The organism is Limnobaculum eriocheiris (assembly GCF_021010575.1).
Taxonomy (GTDB): domain Bacteria; phylum Pseudomonadota; class Gammaproteobacteria; order Enterobacterales; family Enterobacteriaceae; genus Limnobaculum; species Limnobaculum eriocheiris.
The window spans coordinates 21,927-42,309 of the sequence record NZ_JAJNAG010000017.1; the positions used below are offsets into that span (position 1 = coordinate 21,927).

19 protein-coding genes are annotated in these 20,383 nt (G+C 46.6%); 7 read left to right on the top strand and 12 right to left on the bottom strand.

Annotated features, from left to right (window positions below; genetic code table 11):
* Positions 1 to 64: 64 nt before the first annotated feature.
* The 6 genes from nlpI (at position 65) to yedF (ending at position 5,765) form a co-directional block, all read left to right on the top strand.
* Entirely contained in the window at positions 65 to 952 is an 888-nt protein-coding gene (gene nlpI, locus LPW36_RS09220; protein ID WP_230609389.1) for a lipoprotein NlpI, read from the top strand.
* 107 nt (positions 953 to 1,059) lie between these two features.
* Positions 1,060 to 1,131: a protein YrbN gene (yrbN, locus tag LPW36_RS17970; protein ID WP_407656544.1), complete on the top strand. Its 72-nt coding sequence runs from the start codon at positions 1,060 to 1,062 to the stop codon at positions 1,129 to 1,131.
* Positions 1,124 to 3,013: a DEAD/DEAH family ATP-dependent RNA helicase gene (locus tag LPW36_RS09225; protein WP_230609390.1), complete on the top strand. Its 1,890-nt coding sequence runs from the start codon at positions 1,124 to 1,126 to the stop codon at positions 3,011 to 3,013. The genes yrbN and LPW36_RS09225 overlap by 8 nt, the downstream gene beginning before the upstream one ends.
* 229 nt (positions 3,014 to 3,242) lie before the next feature.
* Positions 3,243 to 4,001: a hypothetical protein gene (locus tag LPW36_RS09230; RefSeq protein WP_230609391.1), complete on the top strand. Its 759-nt coding sequence runs from the start codon at positions 3,243 to 3,245 to the stop codon at positions 3,999 to 4,001.
* A 298-nt stretch (positions 4,002 to 4,299) separates the two neighbouring features.
* Positions 4,300 to 5,523: a selenium metabolism membrane protein YedE/FdhT gene (yedE, locus tag LPW36_RS09235; protein ID WP_230609392.1), complete on the top strand. Its 1,224-nt coding sequence runs from the start codon at positions 4,300 to 4,302 to the stop codon at positions 5,521 to 5,523.
* Positions 5,520 to 5,765 carry a sulfurtransferase-like selenium metabolism protein YedF gene (gene yedF / locus LPW36_RS09240; RefSeq protein WP_230609393.1) on the top strand — a complete coding sequence of 82 codons (246 nt, stop codon included), beginning with the start codon at positions 5,520 to 5,522 and terminating at the stop codon, positions 5,763 to 5,765. Before yedE ends, yedF begins: the two co-directional genes overlap by 4 nt.
* Before the next feature lie 55 nt (positions 5,766 to 5,820).
* Here yedF and LPW36_RS09245 read toward each other — a convergent pair whose 3' ends face one another.
* The 9 genes from LPW36_RS09245 to LPW36_RS09285 all read right to left on the bottom strand — a co-directional run bounded on the left by LPW36_RS09245 (position 5,821) and on the right by LPW36_RS09285 (position 15,214).
* Entirely contained in the window at positions 5,821 to 6,777 is a 957-nt protein-coding gene (locus LPW36_RS09245) for a D-2-hydroxyacid dehydrogenase (RefSeq protein ID WP_230609394.1), read from the bottom strand.
* Positions 6,778 to 6,855: 78 nt separating this feature from the next.
* Positions 6,856 to 7,866, bottom strand: a complete 1,011-nt coding sequence (locus LPW36_RS09250) for a luciferase-like monooxygenase (RefSeq protein ID WP_230609395.1) — start codon at positions 7,864 to 7,866, stop codon at positions 6,856 to 6,858.
* A gap of 48 nt (positions 7,867 to 7,914) precedes the next feature.
* Positions 7,915 to 9,294 (bottom strand): MFS transporter, encoded by a 1,380-nt coding sequence (locus tag LPW36_RS09255; protein ID WP_230609396.1) that lies wholly within the window; start codon positions 9,292 to 9,294, stop codon positions 7,915 to 7,917.
* A 235-nt stretch (positions 9,295 to 9,529) separates the two neighbouring features.
* Positions 9,530 to 10,423 (bottom strand): heme o synthase, encoded by an 894-nt coding sequence (gene cyoE, locus LPW36_RS09260; protein ID WP_230609397.1) that lies wholly within the window; start codon positions 10,421 to 10,423, stop codon positions 9,530 to 9,532.
* Between the two features lie 11 nt (positions 10,424 to 10,434).
* Positions 10,435 to 10,767 carry a cytochrome o ubiquinol oxidase subunit IV gene (locus LPW36_RS09265; protein ID WP_230609398.1) on the bottom strand — a complete coding sequence of 111 codons (333 nt, stop codon included), beginning with the start codon at positions 10,765 to 10,767 and terminating at the stop codon, positions 10,435 to 10,437.
* Complete coding sequence (locus LPW36_RS09270; protein ID WP_230609399.1) at positions 10,768 to 11,388, bottom strand: cytochrome o ubiquinol oxidase subunit III; 621 nt, start codon at positions 11,386 to 11,388, stop codon at positions 10,768 to 10,770.
* A complete protein-coding gene (cyoB, locus tag LPW36_RS09275) occupies positions 11,378 to 13,372 on the bottom strand; it encodes a cytochrome o ubiquinol oxidase subunit I (RefSeq protein WP_230609400.1) in 1,995 nt (664 codons plus the stop codon). The genes LPW36_RS09270 and cyoB overlap by 11 nt, the downstream gene beginning before the upstream one ends.
* 3 nt (positions 13,373 to 13,375) lie before the next feature.
* A complete protein-coding gene (cyoA, locus tag LPW36_RS09280; protein WP_230609401.1) occupies positions 13,376 to 14,263 on the bottom strand; it encodes a ubiquinol oxidase subunit II in 888 nt (295 codons plus the stop codon).
* Between the two features lie 399 nt (positions 14,264 to 14,662).
* Entirely contained in the window at positions 14,663 to 15,214 is a 552-nt protein-coding gene (locus LPW36_RS09285; protein ID WP_230609402.1) for a metal-dependent hydrolase, read from the bottom strand.
* Between the two features lie 220 nt (positions 15,215 to 15,434).
* On the opposite strand from LPW36_RS09285, the gene LPW36_RS09290 reads away from it, so the two are divergent.
* Complete coding sequence (locus LPW36_RS09290; protein WP_230609403.1) at positions 15,435 to 17,156, top strand: M14 family metallopeptidase; 1,722 nt, start codon at positions 15,435 to 15,437, stop codon at positions 17,154 to 17,156.
* A 25-nt stretch (positions 17,157 to 17,181) separates the two neighbouring features.
* Here LPW36_RS09290 and LPW36_RS09295 read toward each other — a convergent pair whose 3' ends face one another.
* The 3 genes from LPW36_RS09295 to ubiU form a co-directional block, all read right to left on the bottom strand.
* A complete protein-coding gene (locus tag LPW36_RS09295) occupies positions 17,182 to 18,033 on the bottom strand; it encodes an ergot alkaloid biosynthesis protein (protein ID WP_230609404.1) in 852 nt (283 codons plus the stop codon).
* 303 nt (positions 18,034 to 18,336) lie between these two features.
* Positions 18,337 to 19,218, bottom strand: a complete 882-nt coding sequence (locus LPW36_RS09300; RefSeq protein ID WP_230609405.1) for a U32 family peptidase — start codon at positions 19,216 to 19,218, stop codon at positions 18,337 to 18,339.
* Between the two features lie 12 nt (positions 19,219 to 19,230).
* Positions 19,231 to 20,226 carry a ubiquinone anaerobic biosynthesis protein UbiU gene (ubiU, locus tag LPW36_RS09305; RefSeq protein ID WP_230609406.1) on the bottom strand — a complete coding sequence of 332 codons (996 nt, stop codon included), beginning with the start codon at positions 20,224 to 20,226 and terminating at the stop codon, positions 19,231 to 19,233.
* Between the last annotated feature and the right edge of the window lie 157 nt (positions 20,227 to 20,383).

Here is a 20,383-nt window from a genome sequence, read left to right on the forward strand (position 1 = left end):
AGTTCTTGTGTAAAAGCAAGTGGATGGTAGGATACCTATCCCATGTTTGTCTCCGGGAGTTGAAATGAAGCCTATTTTGCGCTGGTGCTACATTATTGCAACAGCCATTCTGTTAACAGGATGTAGCAGCCTTGAAGGGCGTAAATATGGCGTTTTGGCAATTCCATTGCAGCCAACGCTGCAACAGGAAGTGATGCTGGCACGTATGGAACAAATCCTTGCGAGTCAGGTCTTATCAGGTGATGAGAGAGCGCAGCTATTGTATGAGCGTGGCGTATTGTTCGACAGCCTTGGGCTGCGGGCATTAGCACGTAATGACTTTTCGCAAGCGTTAATGATTCGCCCTGATATTCCAGAGGCATTCAATTATTTAGGAATATATCTGACGCAGGGCGGCAACTTTGATGCTGCTTATGATGCGTTTGATTCTGTATTAGAGCTTGATCCAACTTATAACTACGCGCGTTTAAACCGAGGGATCGCCCTGTATTATGGCGGTCGCTACATTTTAGCGCAGGATGATCTGCTGGCGTTTTATCATGACGACCCTAACGATCCTTTCCGATCTCTGTGGCTGTATTTAGCTGAAAAAGAGATTGATTCAGGTAAAGCATTGAAGGCTCTTGGAGAGCGTTATGCTAAAGCTGAACGAGGAGAGTGGGGCTGGAATATTGTGGAGTTCTACCTGGGTAACATTAGCGAAAAAACGCTGGTGGGCCGTTTACAGGCAGAAGCAACGGATAACACTTCGCTCGCTGAGCATCTCAGTGAAACTGACTTCTATTTAGGTAAACATTACCTGAGTCTGGGGGACAAGAACACCGCCGTGGCGTTGTTCAAACTGACGGTTGCCAATAATGTACATAACTTTGTTGAGCACCGCTATGCACTGTTGGAATTAGCCTTGTTCGGGCTAGAGCAAGACGACCTATCAGAATCGGATAAAAAATAGACTGACGATTAAGTCAAAGCGGCCTTGCGTGTCCTGGTGACAAACGAGGGCGGTTTTTCTGTTCGTTTTTTAATCTAATTTGAGCTGGTTCACACTTTTAAATGAAAATGACTGAGTATTTTCTCAATAAGGTATGTAGACTGGCCGCCATTTTTAGTGAGGCACGTGTACATGTCTGAGATAGAAACCTCTTTTGCTGATTTAGGCTTATCAGCACCTTTATTAAAAGCATTGACCGATATGGGATATGAAAAACCATCCCCGATTCAGTCGGCTTGTATTCCACACCTGCTGGAGGGTCGCGATGTATTAGGCATGGCGCAAACCGGTAGCGGTAAAACAGCGGCATTTGCATTGCCGTTTCTTAACAATATTCAAGCTGATATGGCCTGCCCGCAGGTTCTGGTATTGGCTCCAACCCGCGAATTAGCAGTTCAGGTGGCGGAAGCCTGTACTGAATATGCTAAAAATATGTCGGGTGTTCGCGTTGTTGCTCTGTACGGCGGTCAGCGTTATGACGTTCAGCTACGTGCTTTACGTCAGGGCCCACAAATTGTAGTGGGAACCCCGGGCCGTCTGTTAGATCACCTGAAACGCGGTACATTAGATTTATCTAAACTGAAAGGTTTAGTGCTGGATGAAGCAGATGAAATGTTACGTATGGGCTTCATCGAAGACGTTGAAACTATCATGGCGCAGATCCCGGCTGAACATCAGACCGCACTGTTCTCTGCAACCATGCCGGAAGCGATTCGTCGTATTACCCGTCGTTTCATGAAAGATCCGCAGGAAGTTCGCATTCAGTCAAGCGTTGTGAATACGCCGGATATCAGCCAGAGCTACTGGACGGTATACGGTATGCGTAAAAACGAAGCGCTGGTTCGTTTCCTGGAAGCGGAAGATTTTGATGCGGCAATTATCTTTGTTCGTACCAAAAATGCCACGCTGGAAGTTGCTGAAGCATTAGAGCGTAGTGGCTATAACAGCGCCGCGTTAAACGGTGATATGAATCAGGCTCTGCGTGAGCAAACTCTGGAGCGCCTGAAAAATGGTCGTCTGGATATTCTGATTGCGACTGACGTCGCTGCTCGTGGTCTGGACGTTGAACGTATCAGCCTGGTAGTAAACTATGATATCCCTATGGATTCAGAATCTTACGTTCACCGTATCGGTCGTACCGGTCGTGCGGGTCGTGCTGGCCGCGCATTACTGTTCGTAGAGAACCGTGAACGTCGCTTACTGCGTAACATTGAACGCACAATGAGAATTACTATTCCTGAAGTTGATCTGCCTTCAGGTGAACTGTTAAGCAAACGCCGTTTAGAGAAGTTCGCTACTCGCGTTAGCCAGCAACTGGAAAGCAGCGATTTGGATCAATACCGTGCGCTGTTGGCTAAATTACAGCCAGCAGAAGAGCAGGATATTGAAACACTGGCCGCGGCATTGCTGAAGATGGCGCAGGGTGAACGCCCATTAATTCTGCCACCGGATGTACCAGTTGATCGTCGTCCTCGTCGTGAAATGCGCGATCGTGACGATCGTGGTAGCAACGATCGCTTTGGTCGTCGTGAACGTGATAATAGCCGTGAAGCTCCACCGCGTCGCGAACGTCGTGACGTTGGTGAAATGGATATGTATCGTATTGAAGTGGGTCGTGACGATGGTGTTGAAGTTCGCCATATCGTTGGTGCTATTGCTAACGAAGGGGATATCAGCAGCCGTTACATTGGTAACATTAAATTGTACGCCACTCATTCAACTATCGAGTTGCCAAAAGGTATGCCTGGAGAGCTGTTACAGCACTTCACTAAGACGCGCGTATTGAATAAACCATTAAATATGCAGCTGATGGGTGATGCACCTGCCAGTGAACCTCGTCGCAGTGGCGGTGGTCGTCGTGATGGTGCTCCTGCTGCGGGTGGTGAGCGTCGTTCCTCTGGCAATGGTGGTGGAGCGGGTCGTGGTCGTGATGGTCAGTCTCGTGGCCCACGTCGTGAATCTGGCAGCCGCGAAGGCGGCAATAGCGCCCCACGTCGCCGCTCATACTCTGGTAATGAATAAGATGTAAGGAATATGGGTAAAGGTTTGTAAGCCATTATTCATTAATAATTACATAAAAAGCACCTGTAATGGACTCTCATCAGGTGCTTTTTTTATTGTGCTATTATATAAATAGGAGCAATCACCTATTGCTATTATTAATGGATTTAATCTGATATTAAACAGACCTCGCCTGTAATGAGGTAAGAGGTTTTATTTAGTTTATTTTCAATTTACGGATAATTAACACATGAGCATCGCAAAAAATATTTTACCTATCCCTGCATTACCTATTATTCAAAGCACTATTATGGCATCGGCTCCAACTTTCTCGGGTGGCCGCCATGATGGGCACATGAATATATTATGTGCATTAGTTCGTGGTGAAAAAACAACAGAAGAAGTGGCTAATTACTTAAAAGATAATGTCATTGATACAGCTAATGATAAGGCATTCTCTCTATTTGTTGGTGAGCGCCGTGCCGAGCAAGATGCGGCATGTGCTGCTTATATCGCATCTACAGTGTTAATTCCGCCTAATTTTGCTGAGTTTCTGGAGCCTGCAGCAAATAAAAGCGAAGCTAATAAAGATGATAAGCAAGAGTTCTCGGTTAATCAGGAACGCCTGAATGCATCATTAACGACCAAGCTGGCCGTCGCCTTAGCTAACGTCGATGTCTTTGCTCTTATTGCCAGAATATTACCGGAAAACCTGACGGTTGAAGGTTATCGTACAGAGATCGCTCGTCTGTTTGGACAATTGGCTCCTGTCTATATGGAACGCGTCCAGGCTTATTTTCATAAGGGTCTGCAATTCAATTTGCTACAAATGCAAAATGACCAGTTCGCCTTTACCAGCTCAAATGGCTATTTGTTCAACTATGATATTCAAGGCCTGAGTCTGCTGTTGGGTGGAATTAACTGGTATGGTCGCGGTCAGCTAATGGGTCAGGAGCACTTCCTGAATGTGGATTATTTCACACCAAAAGTCGCTGAATTACTGGAATAATTTCTCCGGTAAAATCTGCAATAAAGAAACGGCTTTTGTGCCGTTTTTTTATTGCCAATAACTTTGTGTAGTCACAAAAAAATATCACAGTTTTTTTACATGTTATTGGGTAAAATAGCGCTGCTCTGATGCTGACAGCTCAGGGCGTGCTCGTTACTTAATACTGCAATACATCAATTCTTATCTTGTTTGTCGCCGTCTGGCTGGCAAGTGCTGATACTGTTCCTGATTAAGATTGATTTATCACTATTGAGAACAATTATTTATTTAAAATAATTTTTTCAAGGATAAGAGATCTATGCGTTGGCAAGATTTTAAAGCCCGGTATCTGATAAAGTTCTGGGCACCCCTTCCCGCCGTTATTGCTGCGGGTATTCTTTCGACTTACTACTTTGGTTTAACCGGTACTTTCTGGGCTGTTACTGGCGAATTTACTCGCTGGGGCGGTCATATTGCCCAACTATTAGGTGCCGACCCTCAACACTGGGGTTATTTTAAGGTGATTGGCCTTGAAGGAACACCGTTGGACAGGGTTGATGGCATGATGATTATTGGTATGTTTGGTGGCTGTATTGCCGCTGCACTATGGGCCAATAATATTAAGCTACGTTTACCCCAGCACCGCATTCGTATTTTTCAAGCGATACTGGGCGGAATCATTGCCGGTTTTGGTGCTCGTTTAGCGATGGGCTGTAACCTGGCTGCCTTCTTTACCGGTATTCCTCAGTTTTCATTGCACGCCTGGTTTTTCGCACTGGCCACTGCGGTGGGTTCTTACTTCGGTGCCCGTTTTACCCTGTTGCCGATATTTCGCATCCCGGTCAAATTGCAAAAGGTCAGTGCCGCTTCGCCGCTTACTCAAAAACCGACACAGGCACGTCGCCGGTTTCGCATTGGCATGATTATCTTTTTGCTGATGGTTATCTGGGGAATGGTAGAGATTACCAGCAGTCCTAAGCTGGGAATTGCAATGTTGTTTGGCCTGGGATTTGGCTTGCTGATTGAACGGGCTCAAATCTGCTTTACATCGGCTTTTCGCGATCTGTGGATCACCGGACGCACCCATATGGCAAAAGCCATTATTATCGGGATGGCGGTGAGTGCTATTGGCATTTTCAGCTATGTACAGATGGGGGCCCATCCTAAAATTATGTGGGCCGGGCCAAATGCGGTATTGGGTGGCTTACTGTTTGGCTTTGGTATCGTTCTGGCCGGTGGTTGTGAAACTGGCTGGATGTATCGTGCCGTTGAAGGGCAGATTCACTACTGGTGGGTAGGTATAGGTAACGTGATTGGCGCAACTATTCTGGCCTACTATTGGGATGATATTGCCCCGGCGCTGGCAACCAATTATGACAAGGTAAATCTGCTTGATACTTTTGGTCCTTATGGTGGTCTGTTAGTTACCTATATTCTGCTGGGGTTAGCTTTTGCCGCCATGTTGTGGTGGGAGAAGCGATTCTTTGCCAAAAAGAGTACCCAAAGCGCTATTTCTCTTGAGACTAATAAGGAGCTGGCATGAGTGACGAAAAGCAAAATATCGTTCCGGATTACCGTTTAGATATGGTAGGGGAGCCTTGCCCTTATCCCGCCGTAGCGACGCTGGAGGCGATGCCTCAACTGAAGTCAGGGGAAATACTGGAAGTGATCAGCGATTGTCCGCAGTCGATTAACAATATCCCTCTTGATGCCAAAAATCATGGCTATGAGGTATTGGATATTCAACAAGATGGCCCGACTATTCGCTATCTGATTAGAAAATAATAAGAAATAACGGGGCAATGATGAGTTCTCACATTGCCCCGTTAATATGTCAGGCTTAATTCACTACGTTTTGTAGCTTCCCGGCGATGAAATGCTTCAGGTTATTGACCGTAATTTCCATCAGGCGCAGGCGCGCTTCTTTAGGAGCCCAGGCAATATGCGGGGTAATAATACAGTTGCGGGCGTTGAGCAGCGGGTTATTTTCTGACGGTGGTTCGACGGACAGAACATCCAGCCCGGCACCGGCAATTTTTCCACTGTTTAGCGCATCCGCCAAATCTTGCTCAACGATTAATCCACCGCGGGAAGTATTCAGCAGCATCACGCCATTTTTCATTTTGGCAATATTGCTTTGATTAATCAGGCCGGTGTTTTGCTCGGTTAGCGGACAGTGCAAACTGATCGCATCTGATTCTGCCAGCAGCTGATCTAACGTGACGACGCGTAAATTAGGTTGTTCAATGCTTTTTTTCTGGCTTGGGGTATACACCAGAACTTCCATACCCATAGCCAGCGCTATTTTGGCAAAGGCAGAACCAATTTGACCGTAGCCAATCAGGCCCAATTTTTTACCCATTAGCTCAATAAGCGGTGAGTGCCAGTAGCAAAAATCGATGCTTTTCGGCCAGCCACCGGAGCGAGCATCGCTGCTGTGTTCACCAACGTGGTGGCACAGTTCCAGCAATAGCGCGGTACTTAACTGAGCAACGGCCATGGTGCTGTAACTGGGTACATTACATACCGGAATATCTCTCTGGCGGGCTGCTTTAATGTCAACAATGTTATAACCGGTCGCCAATACGCCAATCATTTTAATTGAGCGACATTGCTCAATGGTTTGCTGGCTAATCGGTGTTTTATTGGTTAATACAATGTCGGCATTGCCAATTCGTTCGACAATAAGTTCTGCCGGAGTGCGATCGTAAACGGTTAACTGACCCAGTTGTTCAATCTCAGTCCAGGAAATATCGCCCGGATTAAGGGTGTGACCATCTAAGATAACTATTTTCATAATTCACCAGAACGTCCATTAATGTAAAAAGTGATGATAATGTTTGCTCCCATGGCTGATTATCCACATTTTTGGCCGTTATTTAGCTAAATCAGCAGAGATTTCCGCGATCAGTTCAAAAGAACGCATACGAGCAGCGTGGTCAAATACCTGTCCGTTAATCATGATCTCATCAGCATCAGTCTCTTTCAGCAAGTTTTGTAGCCCGTTACGTACACCGTTTTTATCGCCAATAATCGACAGGCTCAGGGTATGGTTAGCGCTGTAGAGCTCATGTTTAGCCACTACTGAATGAATGTCTTCTACCGGATGTGGCAGAGGGCCAGGTGTTCCACGCAGCATGTTGACAAAGTGTTGTTGCAAAGAGGTAAACATATATTCCGCTTCAGCGCTGGTATCGGCGGCAATGGCATTAACACAAACCATAGCGTAAGGTTTTTTCAAATCGGCAGAAGGTTTGAATTCGCGGCGATATAGTTCAAGGGCCTGTAGCATCATATCCGGTGCAAAGTGAGAGGCAAAAGCGTAAGGCAGCCCCATACGTGCAGCCAACTGAGCGCCATACAGACTTGAACCTAATAGCCAAACGGGAACCCGCAGTCCCTGGCCCGGAATTGCTTTTATGGTTTGCGTCGGTTTTTCATCGTCAAAATAGCCTGTCAGCTCGGCAATATTGGCCGGAAAATTTTCAGATGCATCGTGACCGTTGCGGCGCAAGGCCTGTGCCGTTTCCTGATTGGTCCCCGGAGCCCGGCCTAAACCTAAATCGATACGGTTCGGATAGAGGGATGCCAGAGTACCAAACTGCTCGGCAATCACCAGAGGGGAGTGATTTGGTAGCATCACGCCACCGGCACCAACGCGAATGGTTGACGTTGCTCCGGCGATATAACCAACCAGTACGGAAGTCGCTGAACTGGCAATACCCGCCATATTATGGTGTTCTGCCATCCAGTAGCGATGATAACCAAGACGTTCTGCCAGAATGGCCAGCTCTTTTGAGCGAGTGAATGCCTGAGGGATAGTGCCACCCTGAACAATGGGAGACAGATCAAGCACTGAAAGTGGTACGCTGGAAGCATTAGACATATTGGTAATCTCCGTTATCGCTATTATTTAATAGATTATCTCATCGGATTACGCCGGCTGAGAGTGATACGAACTGATTAACTGTTCCAATTTGGCACGATTAGTTTTACCCGAATCGATTTTTACATAGGCGGACTGCTCTTCCGGCACAATGACCACGTCATTTACACCGGCAACCATTTTCAGATAGCTTTCTAACAGACCGTCTTGCAATGCGGTTTCTGGTATTTCAATACGCAGGCTACTGACGTAAGGTGGTTGCTTCATTGTGGTACTGAGCATCAACCACAACGCACAGAGCACAACGCAGCCAATAAATACTGCACTGGTTCCGCTAAGGCCAAATAACCATCCACCCAAACTTCCGCCGATAGCCACACCAATAAATTGGCTGGTCGAATAGACACCCATCGCTGTACCTTTATAACCTGCAGGCGCTTCTTTACTTATCAGCGAAGGTAAGATGGCTTCCATGATATTGAAAGCGATAAAAAATAGCTGAACACCGACAAAAATAGTCCACAGGTGTTGTCCGCTGGAAAAAAGTATAGACTCTGAAGTAAGAAGCAGTGCGACACAGGTTAAAAATACTTGCTTCATTTTGCGTTTTTTTTCCGCAATTATGATGAAGGGCACAACTGCGACAAAAGAAACCAGCATAGTGACCAGATAAACTTTCCAGTGTTCGGCGGGCATAAAACCGGCGTTTTCCATCGCAACGGGCAGAGCCAGGAAGGTTGCCATTAGTAAAGTATGCAGGCAGAGAATGCCGATATTTAACTTTAGCAAACGTTCGTTTTTGAGCACTTTGCTAAAACTGCCTTTTACCATACCGGATTCCCGGTTTAACACATGGCCTGTAGGATTAGGGATCAGAACTAACGTTAGTACTATTCCCACCAGTGCCAGCACGGCGATACCCCAGAACAGCGCATTCAGGCCAAAGGCATGAGTCACAATGGGCCCCAGTACCATCGCAATGGCAAAAGTAATACCGAAGCTGACGCCAATAAACGCCATGGCTTTAGTACGGTTTTGCTCTCTGGTCAGGTCTGAAAGCAATGCCATAACGGCGGCGGCAATGGCCCCAGAGCCTTGCAGAGCACGGCCAAGAATCACGCCCCATATTGACTCACTTAAAGCAGCAATTATGCTGCCGATAGCAAAAATCAACAGCCCGCCAACAATCAGCGGCTTACGACCAACCCGATCGGAAATCAAACCAAAAGGGATCTGGAAAATTGCCTGTGTCAGGCCATAGATGCCGATGGCAAGACCAATGAGCGGTTTAGTAGCGCCAGCCAGAGCCATACCGTAGGTGGTAAGGACTGGCAGTACCATAAACATTCCCAACATCCGCAGGGAGAAAACTAACCCCAGGCCAAAAGTTGCCCTACGTTCTCCCGGAGTCATTGCATAATCGTTCATATCACCTCAAATCACTTCGCGTCCATTGCCGGAATGTTCCAACTGAAAACGAACGGCCTGTTGTTATTCTTATTCTTCACTGGTTAATTAAACCACGGACTATGGCGTTGAATAGGATAGTAGTAAGCCGGATGAATTGCTTTATATTTCTGCTAAAGATTGAGATAACGATAAAGTTTTAGGCTGGATTAGCGGCAGTACACTCAATTGAGGAACTGCCGCCTGTTACAGATAATTATGACCAGACCAGGGTAAGCAGCGATTCAGGTGCCGCTACCTGAGAATAGTCTACCGACATCATGATGCTTAGTGTGGTAATAGCCACAATGGAGAAGATGAACAGCTTTTGTGCCCAAATTTTGTTATCTGTTGTTTTATAACCGGTCAGGGCCATAATCAGCCAGCCAAAGCCAACGACTGCCGCAACAAACAGATAGCTATAACCGGCATAACCGCTGATGGTTAACATCAGGGTCGCCACAATGAAGCCGATGATATACATCGTAATGTGGTTTTTGGTTACGGAAATTCCGCGTTTTACCGGCAGAACCGGAATTGACGCAGCCAGATAGTCCTTATAGCGGAAAATAGCAATGGCGTATGAGTGAGGCATTTGCCACAGGCTGAAAATCACCAGCAGAATTAATGCCCCGGTATCAAACTGATTGCTTACCGCACAGTAACCAATAACCGGTGGAGCAGCACCAGACAGACTACCTACCAGAGTACCGTAAACGGATTTACGTTTCAGATACAGACTGTATAGCCCCACATAAACCACGAATCCTAACAGAGCAAACTCTACCGCTAATAAATTGGTATAGACGTAGAGTAAGGCAAAGCCAGCCATTCCCAACAGACAAGCGTAGAGAATAGTGATGGCAGGGGAGATAAGCCCCTGAACCAGAACCCGGTTCTTGGTTCTTTCCATCAGGCAATCAATATCCCGGTCAATATAGTTATTAAACACGCAGCCGGATGCCACCACCAGCGAGACGCCGATGATAGTGGCAAACAGCAGGGAGAAATCCACACTGCCCTGGGAGGCGAGCAGGAATCCTCCAATGACTGAAATCATATTGCCAAAAATGATTCCCGGTTTGGTGACTAACAGATATTTCTTAATCATCTGAGTAGCTCTTAGTGAACCATCATGTTGATATTAAGGTTGTACATAATCCATAGTGAACCTACAACGACGATGGCGATTATCAATCCGGTGAATACCAGGGCGACAAAGTTCCAGCCGCCCTCTGATTTTGTGTTCATATGTAAGAAATAGACCAAATGAACCACGATCTGCACAATGGCAAACAGGGAGATAGCGACAGCCAGCGTTGCCGGTGTAGCTGCACCTGTCATGACCATCCAGAAAGGAATGGCCGTCAGAATAACTGAGAGCACAAACCCGATAAGATAAGACTTAACCGAGCCATGGCTGGCGCCGGAAGCGTCTACAGCGGTATGTTTCATTTAGATTGCCCCCATCAGATAAACCACGGTAAACACGCAGATCCAGATAACATCCAGGAAGTGCCAGAACAAGCTGAGGCACATTAAACGCGCATTATTTTTCGGCGTTAACCCCTTTTTCGATACCTGAATCATCATGATTGCCATCCAGATCAGACCCAGGGTAACGTGCAGTCCGTGAGTGCCAACCAGCGTAAAGAATCCTGATAAGAAAGCACTGCGTGACGGGCCATAGCCTTCGCTGATCAGCAGGTGGAATTCATTAATCTCCATGCCGATAAAGCCAAGACCAAACAGGAAAGTAATGGCTAACCAACCGATAACCTGATTCTTATTGCCCTTGTACATCGAAATGATAGCCATACCGTAAGTAAAGCTACTTAATAACAGCAGAGCCGTTTCACCGATAACATAAGGCAGTTCAAAAATCTCTTTGCCTGACGGGCCATCGGCAATGCCGGTGGCCAGTACAGCATAGGTGGCAAATACTGAGGCGAACAGAATACAGTCGCTCATCAGGTAGATCCAAAAACCGAATACGGTCTTGGCACCACTGTCGTGATCGTGGTGCTCATGCTCATCAAGGTGAGTGTGAGAATTGATCAAGGTATCAGTTGCCATGATTTACCCCTGCCTGGCTTAATTGTTCAAAACGCTGATTTTCGATTTTCTCAATCTCTTCAACAGGTACGTAGTAATCCGTATCATCATTGAAGGTATGGGTAATATAAACGACCGCCATACCGATCAGACCAACGATAGCCATCCACCAGATTTCCCAGACCATGGCAAAACCAAACACCACGCTAAAGGCAGCAATGATGACACCGGTCCCGGTATTTCTTGGCATATGGATTGGCTCATAACTTGCCGGACGCTTATAGGCGGTACCGTCATCTTTCATATCGGAGAAAGCATCGATACCTTTAATGACCGGAAGATGCGCAAAGTTATAGAACGGTGCCGGAGAAGAGGTTGCCCACTCCAAAGTACGGCCACCCCATGGGTCGCCGGTGACGTCCATATTTTTCTTGCGGTCTTTGATACTAACCAGTAACTGCAGGATTTGACAGGCAATACCCAGTGCAATTAATACTGCACCGAAGGCGGCGACCACCAGAAGTGATGTCCACTCAGGTTGCAGGCTGTAGTTCAGACGGCGGGTCATACCCATAAAGCCCAGAATGTACAGCGGCATAAAGGCAACGAAGAAGCCAATAATCCAGAACCAGAAGGCGTATTTACCTAAGGTTTCGTTCAGCTTGAAGCCAAAGGCTTTCGGGAACCAGTAGTTAAAGCCAGCTAGGCAGCCAAACACCACACCACCAATAATGACGTTATGGAAGTGAGCAATCAGGAACAGGCTATTGTGCAGTACCATGTTGGCCCCCGGCACTGCCAGCAGAACTCCGGTCATACCACCTACCGTAAAGGTCACCAGAAAGCCCAGCGTCCACAGGATTGGCGTAGAGAACTTAATACGACCCTGATACATGGTGAACAACCAGTTGAAGATCTTCACGCCGGTCGGTATGGAGATAATCATAGTGGCAATACCAAAGAAGGCATTAACGTTGGCACCGGCACCCATGGTAAAGAAGTGGTGCAACCACACGATAAAGGAGAGCAGAGTAATAGCTACCGTTGCCCATACCAGCGAGGTATAACCAAACAGCCGTTTTTTACTAAAGGTTGCCACCACTTCAGAGAAAATACCAAAGCAAGGCAGAATCAGAATATAGACTTCAGGATGACCCCAGGCCCAGATCAGATTGACGTACATCATCTGGTTGCCACCAAGGTCATTGGTAAAGAAGTGGAAATCCAGATATCGGTCAAGGGTGAGCATGGCGACGGTTGCGGTCAGAATAGGGAATGCCGCAATAATCAGCACGTTGGCACATAATGCTGTCCAGGTGAAAACCGGCATTTGCATCATCTTCATGCCAGGGGCACGCATCTTCAGAATGGTCGCAAAGAAGTTAACCCCGGTGAGCAAGGTACCTACCCCGGATATCTGTAGGCTCCATATCCAGTAGTCGACCCCGACCCCCGGATTATAAACCTTACCCGAGAGTGGCGGATAAGCCAGCCAGCCGGTTTGTGCAAATTCGCCTACGCCAAGGGAGATGTTGATTAACACCACACCGGCCACAAACAGCCAGAAACTCAGAGAGTTCAGGAATGGAAAGGCGACATCACGGGCGCCGATTTGTAGTGGTACCACAATGTTCATCAAACCAATAACGAACGGCATGGCCATGAAGAAGATCATGATAACGCCGTGAGCGGTAAAGATTTGATCATAGTGGTGCGGTGGAAGGAAACCTTCCCCACTGGTGGCTGCTGCCACCGCCAGTTGAGTACGCATCATGATGGCGTCAGCAAAGCCGCGCAGCAACATCACCATCGCGACCAGAATATACATTACACCAATTTTTTTGTGGTCAACGCTGGTGAGCCATTCGTTCCACAACCATTTCCATTTTTTTGCCCAGGTAATCAGAGCAAGCAAGGCAATCCCGCCGACAACAATGAGGCCAACGGCAGCCATAATAATCGGTTCATGGTAAGGAATCGCTTCAAGTGTTAATTTTCCTAACATCGTTTATTCCTCGCCTCCAGAATGATGTGAGTGCTTGCTGGTATCCATTTTCATATATTTATTAATAATATCGAGATACAGACCAGGCTTAACCGTTGAGAAATATTCAACAGCATTGTTTTCGCTTGGTTTAGCAAGTTGATTGTAATCTTCCCATTGAAGCTGATTCGGGGATTGCTTCACTTTTTCAACCCATTTATCAAAGTCTTGCTGAGAAGTAACAATAGCGTTGAACTTCATTCCGGAGAATCCTTTGCCGCTATAGTTAGCCGACATGCCCGGATAAACGCCTTTTTCATTGGCGACCAGATGCAGGATATTCTGCATACCGCCCATGGCGTAAATCTGGCTGCCCAGACGAGGAATAAAGAAAGAGTTCATCACGGTATCGGAGGTAATTTTAAATTTTACCGGTACGTTCTCCGGGAAGGAGAGTTCATTAACCGATGCAATACCGAGGTCAGGATAGATAAATAACCATTTCCAATCCATGGAGACTGCTTCAATGGTGATCGTTTGGGCTTCACTTGGAATGGTTTGGCGCGGGTCAAGTGCGTGAGTACTTTTCCAGGTTAATGTCCCCAAAACCAGAATGATAACGCAAGGAATACCCCAAACGACCATTTCAATTTTATTTGAATGGGCCCAGTTAGGCGTATATTTTGCATCTTTGTTCGATTCGCGATATTTCCATGCGAACAGAAAAGTCATAATTATAACGGGAATAACAACGATCAACATCAGAAGGGTAGCCGTTATGATCAGGGATTTTTGTTCCATCCCGATCTGGCCTTTAGGATTCATCAGTGCCATATCACAGCCCGTGAGCAATAAAGCTGCAAGGCCGAGCATTAGCACTTTAGAAAACTTATTGCATTGTTTGAGTCTCATTGAACGACCTCATGACAAAGTACATAAGCGCTTTGTGGTATTGAGAACCGATGGTAATTGGTTCCGGGTGTGCGGCAATTTTATGGAAAAGTTACAAATATGTAAATATCATTAAAGCGTTGTCATCAAATGATATAAGTTTGTTGTGGTTCAATTGAGCGGATGATGTGGATTTTTCGAAAGAATCAGGAATAAAACCCTGTTCACCAAGGGGGTGTTTAACTATTTTCTATCAAAAATAGTTAAATATTATTTATTGTGGTTTTTTGTATCACAGACTAAAAGATGAGTCCCAAAGTGTTAAATTTGTTAAAAAACACCTCGGCTGGTGAATAACGATATTATTCACCAAAAAGTGGATTTCCTTAAGATGAAGGAAAATACTATCAAAGGGATAGGTTAAACCGATGGTGAACTGATGGCGTCGTTATTGGCTCTTCTCAATGCAATAAGCGCTAACATTATGACGACACCGGGTAGCCAAACCCATAATAATTCTGACTGAATAACGGCAATACCATTAGGTTTCAGGTACTGTGCCAGCTGGAATGGGGCCACCTTAATGACCTGAACCGGTGCGAAAAATCGCTCTCCTGACCAAGGCCATAGCCAGCCAACGCCCATTCCGCCGGTGGTTAGCGAATCCAGCACGCTGTGAGATAACAGCGAAACGGTCAGAAAACCCCAAATTCGTCGATAGCCAACCTTAAAGGTTTTTTTGAATAACAGGGCCAGCGTTGGTAAAGCAAACGCAAACAGCAGGGAGTGGGTAAACCCCCGATGGCCAAAAACATTGGCATAGGCGATGCCAAGTTTAAAAGAGAGTACGTCGAGATCGGGAATCATCGAGAAGGCAATACCGGTCATCAGTAACACCGGTGGAATTCGACGAGGTCCTAATCCAATACCCAGACAGAGAGGGACTGCGGCATGGGTGACAATGGTAGGCATATCAATATCCTGCAAAAGCTCGCTACAAGCATAAGTTACGGAGGTTATAAAACTCAGCATAGGTGTCTTATGTGAAGCATAGATGAAGTGATGGGATTTTTTGTGTGTTTTTTTTATGTGTTGTATAACACATTCGCGATAAACCGATTTATCATTGGCATACAGAAAAAATCATGCCATCAGCAAGGCAGATAATCGATAGCGTATTTTGGAGAGTTCAATGAAGTGCTTTTCCCGCACGGTTGTATCCGTACTGCTTCCCTTTGTATTATCCGGGTTGCTTTTCCCTTCGGTCAGTTTGGCAAAATACGATCCCGCTAAAGATTATCAGGAAATTCCCGCTATCGTAAAACAGTTCCCGGCGCCCAGCCTGATAGAATTGGGTACACCGGCTTTTAATAAAGATAAAACTGATTTTACCTCCCAGCAGGAGATGGAAAAATTTATTGATGACCTGAGTAAAACATCCAATACATTGCGGGTGAAGCAGATGGGATTATCCCAACAGGGAAAATCAATCCCACTGTTAGTGTTTTCTGATGTGCAAAGCGCTTCTCCGGAGATTTTGCTAAAAAATGGCAAACCAACGGTACTGATTATTGCATTACAGCACGGTAATGAACCTGCTCCGGGAGAGGCGGCGCTGGCTTATGCTAAAAGCCTGGCTGAAGACAAAGAAGGGGATGTGCTCTCCAGGGTTAACGTATTGATTATACCCAGAGCTAACCCGGACGGCGCTGAAAGTTTCAGCCGTGATTTGGCAAACGGCATAAATCTTAATCGCGACCATTTACTGCTAAGTACGCCGGAAAGTCGTGCTATTGCACAGGTGTTTATTCAATATCAGCCGGATGTGGTATTAGACGGCCATGAATATAGCGTTGCCGGCCGCTGGGTGGAAAAGTATGGTGCAGTGCAGCGTTATGATGCCATGTTGCAGCAGGCAACGACCAATAATCTGCCTTCGAGTTTAACCAAAATGATGGATAAACCCTATCGTGAAAGTCTTGTCAGCACTTTTGAAACCAATGGATTAAGCCACTCCTGGTACTACACTACGGATAAGTTAGATAAGCAGAATAAAACATTGTCTATGGGGGGTATTGAAGCGGATACGCTGCGTAATATTGCCGGGCTGCGTAATTCGGTTTCATTTTTGCTGGAAAATCGCGGAGTAGGTTTAGGTAAGGCGCACTTTGCCCGTCGGGTGTACACTCAATTTTTAGCGATGCAAACTATGGTTAAAACCAGTGCTAAGAATAGCGTGGATTTGCTTAATAATGGTCAGGAAATTCGCCGCGATATCGCTACTCAGGCAGGACAAGGCGCTATTGTCGTGAAAGGCGAAATGACGCCGGAAAAACGAACTATCTCTATGATTGATGCCAAAACCGCTGATGGCATCAAAGTGAATGCTGACTGGCGTTCGGCATTAAGTATCATGCCGGTGATTACCCGCGCCCGACCTTATGCCTACCTGTTAGCACCGACGGAGAAAAAAGCGGTACAAAACCTTCAGGCATTAGGCATCGAGGTTTATCGGGTTGTTCAGCCGCAAAAAGTTAAGGTTCAGCAATATACTCTGACGGATCGTAATGCAAGTAGCAAAAAGGATGTTACCGGCAGCGTAGGGCAAAAAGGGAACCAGATGGTTCAGGTAACCACCAGAATAGACGGCCGGGAGCTGGAGCTATCGGCAGGATACTATTACATTCCACTGAATCAGCCTTTAGCTAACCTGACCATAGCAGCGCTGGAACCAGAGACTCAAAGTAGCTTTGTGGCAAACGGTATTATTAGCCTGCCAAAAGTAAAAACGGAAAAGAAAAAAACTAAGGCCAAAGCTAAATCTCAGGCCACGAATGCGGAAGTTACAATGCCTGCGTTACCACTTTACCGTTTGGCCGAACGTGCCGATATATCGCTGGTATTAGCGGAATAAACATCGAACCGGGCAGAAATTTTGATTAATCTGACAGCCAGACCCTACGCATTTCTCTGGCAAAGGTTTCCAGATTTTTCGGGGTTCTGCCCGTTAACTCCTCAACTTCGTTGGTCAATCGGGTTTCTGCACCTCCGGCAATCATGGTATCCAGAGAGGCCAGTGTTCGTGCGTAATTTTCATTCATCCCCTGTGCCACAAAGCGTTTAGCCAGGCCTCCCTCCGTCAGCTTGATATGGTCTATTTTTAGTCCAATTGCCGCACTGATAATCTTTGCCACATCGCAATAAGAGAGCGCTTTAGGGCCGGTAATAACCACATCCCGATTTAATGAATCGGGGCGCAACAGCGCGGAGCAGGCAACCGCCGCAATATCGCTGGTGTCTACAAAGGGAACTCGTCCATCAAAGGTTGCAGAATAGATACGGCTTTCATCCAGAATGGAGGACATATGATGCTCCTCCGAGAAGTTTTGCATAAACCAGGTCGGGCGCAAAACGGCCCATTCAGGGGCGTTTTGTTTTAGATAACTGTGTACCGTGCCAACCATTGGCCCCCCTTCTTCCAGCAGGGAGGCGCTGAGTAACACAAAACGGCGAACGCCCTGTTTAAGCGCAAGGTCAATAAAGGGCCGCATTAGCGTCAGCGGCTCGGCTACATTGGGAGGGGCCACCAGATAAACAGCATCAATGTTCTGTAAAACATCCGCATGGTTAAGCCTGTTGCTCCAGTCGAAGCGTACCGCCTGATGTCCGTAAACTGATGAACCAGAACGTGAAGCAATAATGCAGGAGCGCCCTGCATCTTTTAACTGTGATGCGATACGCCGGCCGGTCTTACCCGTTCCACCGGTAATAAGAATGGTAGGATTAGTCATGATGAACGCTCTCTGTAGCCTGAACTTATCGCCGGAGATTGGCCTGGTAAAGCATCGGAATTCTGAATAGGCACGAAGCCAGCGTTAATTTGAACATAGCAGAAAAACAGGAAAGATCGACCCGAAAGCCGCGTTGGCAGAGGGAAATATACGTTAAGATTTGTGTCGATTTTGTCTGCTGAAAGCAGGTGGTTTGAAAACATAACCAACACTTTGAGAGCGTTGGTTATGTTTATATGATGTTTTAATGGTCAGCATCATTTGACGAAAATTGGGATTGGTTTGGTATCAAAGTAAGAATGATTATTCTGATACCAACTCCAATCCGGCAATGCGTTTCCAGTAGCCATTGCAGTCTGCATGATTTTGTAGTTTCAGCGGTGACTGGCCCTGTTCGTTATGGCGAAATTGAGTAATAAGTTCCAGCGTGCCGTGCCCCTGTGGTGACAGACGCACGATATCCACCAGCCCATTCATCTCTTTTAAGTTGTTGCCAAGGTTATAGCAATAGCCGCTTTGCGTCTGAATACCGTTTAACACAAATACCTGCTGGTTTTCCTGAGAGATAACGTTACGGCCCGTTGGGTAGTTAATACAGCAGGTCTCACATTCATCTTTTGGCCGGTTTTCTGAACGGGCGGTAAAACAGCGGGCGGAATAGGCTAACGGCAAATGGCCATAGCTGAATACTTCAACTTCAAATTGGCGGCGAATACCCAGCTCTTCACATTGATTCAGCAAATTAGACAGCCAGTCACGAGAGAGCTCCACTGGCATACACCAACGTATCATTCCCTGTTTGTGCAGGGAGCGCAGGGTATAGGCGTTATAGCAGTTGAGGGCCGGGCCTGCGACATAGGGTAATTTATGTTCGACAGCCATATTGACGGCACCAAGATCGTTAGCCTCAATCAGATAGTCGCCATTTTCAATATAGCGCTTTAGCTCGGTTAACTCTGATGGTGCCTGAATCAGCGCCAGTGTGGATAACACCACCTGCTTACCGGATTGTGCCAGCGTTTTAGCCAGATCCAGCCAGTCATTAACCTTCATTTCACGGCGTTTGCTGCAAACCGCTTCGCCTAAATAGATAATATCGGCACTGCTTTCCATTGCCGCATGATAGAAGGCTTCGGTTTGATTTTTAGGCCAGTAGTAGAGCAGAGGCCCCAGAGAATATTTCATCGTCGCCTCCCGTTATTGCCATTTACGGTGATAAGCACCCAGAGTGGTTTGGGTACCTTCGGACATCGATCCCAGCGTCTCCATCCAGGATTTCTCTACGCTAAAGTTCTGTGGATCCGCCAGACAGCGATCGATTGCCTGACGCCAGACTTTTGCCACCTGACTGACATAAGCCGGGCTGCGCTGACGACCCTCAATTTTTACTGAAGCAATATTGGCGGCTAACAGCTCTGGTAACAGTTCCAGCGTATTCAGGCTGGTTGGCTCTTCCAGAGCATGATACAGCTCATCTCCCACCTGATAACGGCCTTTGCACAGGGTTGGATAACCGGCATTTTCACCTTCTTTATAGCGATCAATCAGCACATCATTCAGGCGAGATTCTAAACCCTGTGGAGTTTGCTGCCAGCGAACAAAACGGGCCGGTGAGCAGGCTCCCACGGTGTTAGGGGATTCACCGGTAAGATAGGAAGAAAGATAACAGCGCCCTTCCGCCATAATGCACAGACTACCAAAAGCAAACACTTCCAGGGGGACCGGACTGGTACGGGCCAACTGTTTAACCTGATGCATTGAAAGCACCCGCGGCAAAACGACTCGTGCAACATCGAAATTTCGCTGATAAAAACGAATCGCTTCTTCATTGGTTGCCGATGCCTGAACCGAGACATGACGTTCAAGATGAGGGTAACGTTCTGATGCATATTCCAGCATGGCAATATCTGCCAGGATTAGTGCATCAGCACCAATATCCGCTGCCTGATCCACTGCACGCTGCCAGCGGCTATAGCCATCAGGGTGAGCAAAGGTATTGATAGCAATATGCAGTTTGCGTCGATGGCGATGAACATAACTTACTGCTTCTTCAAGTTTTTTATCAGTAAAGTTTAGTCCGGCGAAATGACGGGCATTAGTATCATCTTTAAAGCCAATATAGACGGCATCAGCGCCGTTATCTACGGCTGCTTTCAACGCCGGCAAATTACCGGCAGGGCACAGCAGTTCCATCTTATCGTCCTGCAAAAAGTAAGAAGGTTATTAAAGCAAAGCGCTTAATAACCTGTTGAAGTCGTTACCTGAATCTGTTGGCTGATTGTAGTTAACCTTTTGATAACGATTTTTGATTTGAGGCAGCTTATTGCTGATTGGTCAGTTAATTATGGTG

What these genes read in the sequence shown, in the direction of transcription:
- LPW36_RS09230 (WP_230609391.1), top strand. Translation starts at nt 3,243, where the DNA reads ATGAGCATCGCAAAAAATATTTTACCTATCCCTGCATTACCTATTATT.
- cyoB (WP_230609400.1), bottom strand. Translation starts at nt 13,372, where the DNA reads ATGTTAGGAAAATTAACACTTGAAGCGATTCCTTACCATGAACCGATT.
- yedE (WP_230609392.1), top strand. Translation starts at nt 4,300, where the DNA reads ATGCGTTGGCAAGATTTTAAAGCCCGGTATCTGATAAAGTTCTGGGCA.
- nlpI (WP_230609389.1), top strand. Translation starts at nt 65, where the DNA reads ATGAAGCCTATTTTGCGCTGGTGCTACATTATTGCAACAGCCATTCTG.
- LPW36_RS09300 (WP_230609405.1), bottom strand. Translation starts at nt 19,218, where the DNA reads ATGAAATATTCTCTGGGGCCTCTGCTCTACTACTGGCCTAAAAATCAA.
- LPW36_RS09265 (WP_230609398.1), bottom strand. Translation starts at nt 10,767, where the DNA reads ATGAAACATACCGCTGTAGACGCTTCCGGCGCCAGCCATGGCTCGGTT.
- LPW36_RS09285 (WP_230609402.1), bottom strand. Translation starts at nt 15,214, where the DNA reads ATGCCTACCATTGTCACCCATGCCGCAGTCCCTCTCTGTCTGGGTATT.
- LPW36_RS09270 (WP_230609399.1), bottom strand. Translation starts at nt 11,388, where the DNA reads ATGGCAACTGATACCTTGATCAATTCTCACACTCACCTTGATGAGCAT.
- LPW36_RS09295 (WP_230609404.1), bottom strand. Translation starts at nt 18,033, where the DNA reads ATGACTAATCCTACCATTCTTATTACCGGTGGAACGGGTAAGACCGGC.
- LPW36_RS09290 (WP_230609403.1), top strand. Translation starts at nt 15,435, where the DNA reads ATGAAGTGCTTTTCCCGCACGGTTGTATCCGTACTGCTTCCCTTTGTA.
- LPW36_RS09250 (WP_230609395.1), bottom strand. Translation starts at nt 7,866, where the DNA reads ATGTCTAATGCTTCCAGCGTACCACTTTCAGTGCTTGATCTGTCTCCC.
- yedF (WP_230609393.1), top strand. Translation starts at nt 5,520, where the DNA reads ATGAGTGACGAAAAGCAAAATATCGTTCCGGATTACCGTTTAGATATG.
- cyoA (WP_230609401.1), bottom strand. Translation starts at nt 14,263, where the DNA reads ATGAGACTCAAACAATGCAATAAGTTTTCTAAAGTGCTAATGCTCGGC.
- ubiU (WP_230609406.1), bottom strand. Translation starts at nt 20,226, where the DNA reads ATGGAACTGCTGTGCCCTGCCGGTAATTTGCCGGCGTTGAAAGCAGCC.
- LPW36_RS09255 (WP_230609396.1), bottom strand. Translation starts at nt 9,294, where the DNA reads ATGAACGATTATGCAATGACTCCGGGAGAACGTAGGGCAACTTTTGGC.
- LPW36_RS09225 (WP_230609390.1), top strand. Translation starts at nt 1,124, where the DNA reads ATGTCTGAGATAGAAACCTCTTTTGCTGATTTAGGCTTATCAGCACCT.
- cyoE (WP_230609397.1), bottom strand. Translation starts at nt 10,423, where the DNA reads ATGATTAAGAAATATCTGTTAGTCACCAAACCGGGAATCATTTTTGGC.
- LPW36_RS09245 (WP_230609394.1), bottom strand. Translation starts at nt 6,777, where the DNA reads ATGAAAATAGTTATCTTAGATGGTCACACCCTTAATCCGGGCGATATT.